This window comes from Methylobacterium sp. B1 (genome assembly GCF_000333255.1).
GTDB lineage: Bacteria > Pseudomonadota > Alphaproteobacteria > Rhizobiales > Beijerinckiaceae > Methylobacterium > Methylobacterium fujisawaense.
On the sequence record NZ_BACT01000898.1, the window covers coordinates 1 to 3581 of the forward strand.

Sequence of the window (3581 nt, forward strand, 5' to 3'; positions counted from 1 at the left end):
GTGACCCCGTCCTCGACGGCATCGGAATGGTCGGCGGTGGTGACGATGACCGGGACCGGATCGGCGTGCACGGCCCGGAGGTAGTTGGCCACGTCGAGGCCGCAGGCGCCGTCGTCGAGATGGTAGTCGAGCACCAGGATGTCCGGCCGCGGGGCGCCGGCCTCTACGGCGGCCCGCACCCCCGCGAGGTCGCGGAAGGTCGAGACCCGGGCATCCCAGTTCTGGAGGAGGCGGGCGAGGGCGTCGGACGTCGAGGGGTCGTTCTCCACGACGAGCACGTGCGCGCCCGAGAGCCGGGTCGCCACCGGAGCGGGCGGGGCGACGGCCGCCGGGATCGTGCTCACGGGCAGCGTCAGGGCGACTCGGGTGCCGTGGCCGATCCGGGAGCGCAGCCGCAGGGGGTGGTCGAGGGCCTGGGCCATACGGCGGACGATCGACAGGCCGAGGCCGAGGCCCGGCTCCTCGCCGCTGCCGGTCCGGGCGCCGCCGCGGAAGAACTCGTCGAAGACGAGGTCGCATTCCTCCGCGGCGATGCCGCAGCCGGTATCGGTCACCTCGATCCGGATGCCGCCGGACCGCCGACGGGCCGCGAGAACGATCCCGCCGACGCTTGTGTACCGGACCGCGTTGGAGACGAGGTTCTGGAGGATGCGCTGCAGGAGCATCACGTCGCTGGTGACGGTGACGTCGGGGCAGCGCAGCGACAGCCGCAGGCCCTTGCGCTCCGCGAACGGCTTGAAGCTCTCGGCCAGCTCCGCCAGCAGGTCGGGCAGGAACACCGGCTGGATCTGCGGCCGCACGATCCCGGCATCGAGCTTCGAGATGTCGAGCAGCGTCTTGATCAGATCCTCGATGGTCTGCAGGCCGCGATCCACCTGGCCCGCGATGATGCGCGCCTCCGGCGGCACGTCGAGATCGGCCAGCGCCGAAATCGACAGGCGGGCGGCGTTGACCGGCTGGAGCAGGTCGTGGCTCGCCGCGGCCAGGAACCGGGTCTTGGAGCGGTTGGCGGTCTCGGCCTCCTCCTTGGCGGCGGCCAGCGCCTCGTTGGAGCGCTCCAACCGGTGCATCAGCCCGGTCAGCTCCTCGGTGCGGGTGCGGACCCGGCCCTCCAGCATGATCGCGGTCTGGAACAGCGAATAGGCGCTGCCCCGCTGATCCATGGAGCGCTCGACATGGGACATCAGCGCGGCGTTGATGCGCTCGAGCTTCTCGATCCGCCGGTGCAGCGACGCGTCGGTCTCGAGACCGTTCGGATGCAGGGTCACGACGCGACGGGGGTGGCTTCCGCCCTCGGGGCACTGCCGGCGAGGGTCTTGCCGATGGCGATGCCCGTGAAGGTCTGGTTCAGGTGCATCGCCCTGTACTGCTCGCCGAAGGTCTCGAAGCCGACGACGTTGTAGCGGCGATAGAGGTCGGCAATGCCGTGGCGCACCTGCCGGCTCTCGGCGTCGAGCCGTCGCAGCACGCATTCGAAGCCGATGATCAGGTCGACGCCGCCGAGCACCGCGTCGAGGCGCGCCAGCTCGGCCCGCGTCGAGGCGACGATATCGCGCGGTTCGGCGAGGGTCAGCACAACGCCCTCGTCCACCGCACAGAAGAAGCTGAGCGACCCGTCCTCGTTCATGCGCCGGATCGAGCGGCAGAAATACTCGCCGCCGACCTTCACAGCCAGCGGGTAGGCGGCGAAGCTCATCGGCGACAAGCCCTCGGGGTCGAGGCCGATCGCCATCGCGTATTCCCGGGCTGCCGGCTCGGCGTTCAGCTCGTGCACGGTCCGGCGCTCGCCATCGGAGGCCGTCACCACGAACTTGGTCTGGGTCGGCTCGAAATTGTCGCTCTTGAAGATCTCCACCGAGAAGTCGGTCTCCACGAGGACCAGGACCGCCGCCTTCCGGTGGATCTTCCCGCCGTGGAGCAGGACGGCGTCGCGGAAGCGCAGGTCGTCGCCGGCCGAGCCGCCGACGATCGGGATGCCGTCGAGTGCCCAGGCGATGGCCGAGACGACCGTCTCCTCGGCGTTGGCGAGCCCGTCGATCAGCGACAGGGCGAAGCGGTGGCCGGACGCGGCCATGTCGACCTCGCGGCACCGGTCCAGTGGGTCGAGGGTCCGGCGCAGCGCCCGGACCGCGGAGGCCGTACGCTCCACGTCGAGGTGGTCGATGGCGTCGAGGACCGTCGAGACGATGCGGAAGCGCTCCGCCGGGAACGCGATGGCCACGAGGCCGCGGTCGAGGCCTCCGGCCGGGGCGATGCCTCCCGACATCGAGCAGCCCGCCACCGGCACGCCGGGGAACCAAGTTTCGCTCGATATCGGCTGCGGCGCGGGGGCCACGACCCTGGAGGCCGCCCGCAGGGTCGGGCCCGGCGGCGGCGTCACGGGGGCCGACATCTCGGCGCCGCTGCTCGCCGTGGCGCGGGACCGCGCCGCCGCGGAGGTTGCACGCACCGCCCCGATCCGGTTCGTGGAGGCGGATGTCGGGACGGCGGATCTCGGTCCTTTCGACGGGATCCTGTCGCGCTTCGGCGTGATGTTCTTCCCGGATTCCGCCGGCGCTTTCGCCAACATTCGCCGGATGCTCAAGCCGGGCGGCCGGCTGACCTTCCTGTGCTGGCGGACCTTGCCCGAGAATCACTGGGTGAGCGTGCCGCGCGAGGCGGTGCTGCCGCTCCTGCCGGAGCCCCCGCCTCCGCCGCAGCCCGACACGCCGGGACCCTTCCGCTTCGCCGACCCCGACCCGCTGGTCGCGCTCCTGCGCGCCGCCGGGTTCGCCGGCGTGACCTGCGACGCGCTCGACCGGGACATCGTCGTCGGTCAGGGCGAGACCGACACGGCGGCGACCGCGGCGGCCACCCACGTCTCCCTGAACCTCGGCCCCAGCTCCCACCTCGTCCGCGAGGCCGCACCGGATCTCCGGGCGCGGGCCGAGGCGGCCGTGGCGGCGGCCCTCGCGCGGCACGCGGCGGGCGGCGCCGTGCGCCTGCGCGCCGCCTGCTGGCTCGTTCAGGCGGGCTGAGCCGGCATCCCGCGCCGCCGGGCGGGCGGCGCGTTCTCTCAGAGTCCCAGGGCGCCGCCGTCCGAGCGCGGGTCGTGGGTCGCCTCGATCCGACCGTTCCGGGGATGGCGGACCAGCATGCCCGCGTGCCCGAGCGAGTCGATGTAGGGTCCGCCCAGTTCCTCGATCTCGTGGCCGAGTCGGCCGAGGGCCGCGATGCAGGCCGGATCGAACCGGTCCTCCACCTTCACGCTGAGCGAGGGCGCCCCCCAGGTGCGCCCGTAGAGCAGGCGCGGCGCGTCGACGGCATCGGCCACCGACATCCCGTAATCGGCGTAGCGGGTGAAGATCTGGGCCTGGAACTGCGGCTGCCCGTCGCCGCCCATGCTGCCGTAGCTCATCACACGGCCGTCGTCGACGGCGGCGAGCGCCGGGATCAGCGTGTGGAAGGGGCGCCGCCCCGGCTCCAGGGGATTCACGGCCTTCGGGTCGAGGGAGAACGACATGCCCCGGTTCTGCCAGCAGATGCCGGTGGCGGGCAGCACCGTGCCGGAGCCGTACTCCCAGTAGACCGACTGGATGTAG

At 72.2% G+C, this 3581-nt stretch carries 3 protein-coding genes and 1 pseudogene; 1 reads left to right on the top strand and 3 read right to left on the bottom strand.

Annotation, left to right across the window (positions count from 1 at the left end; translation table 11 throughout):
• Both I53_RS25560 and I53_RS25565 read right to left on the bottom strand, forming a co-directional pair.
• A partial coding sequence (locus tag I53_RS25560) for a hybrid sensor histidine kinase/response regulator (protein ID WP_043356099.1) occupies window positions 1–1268 on the bottom strand: 1268 nt, incomplete at its 3' end.
• Window positions 1265–2296: pseudogene (locus I53_RS25565) on the bottom strand (FIST signal transduction protein); the annotation flags it as partial. The pseudogene I53_RS25565 and the gene I53_RS25560, both read right to left, overlap by 4 nt.
• Here I53_RS25565 and I53_RS25570 point away from each other — a divergent pair.
• Complete coding sequence (locus I53_RS25570) at window positions 2253–3017, top strand: class I SAM-dependent methyltransferase (RefSeq protein WP_251982456.1); 765 nt, start codon at window positions 2253–2255, stop codon at window positions 3015–3017. The pseudogene I53_RS25565 and the gene I53_RS25570 overlap by 44 nt on opposite strands.
• Window positions 3018–3055: 38 nt before the next feature.
• On the opposite strand, the gene I53_RS25575 is transcribed toward I53_RS25570, so the two are convergent.
• Window positions 3056–3581: gamma-glutamyltransferase (locus I53_RS25575; RefSeq protein WP_043356101.1), on the bottom strand; the 526-nt coding region annotated here is incomplete at its 5' end.

Coding starts and splice junctions, on each gene's coding strand:
- I53_RS25570 (WP_251982456.1), top strand. CDS start 2,253: ATGCCTCCCGACATCGAGCAGCCCGCCACCGGCACGCCGGGGAACCAA.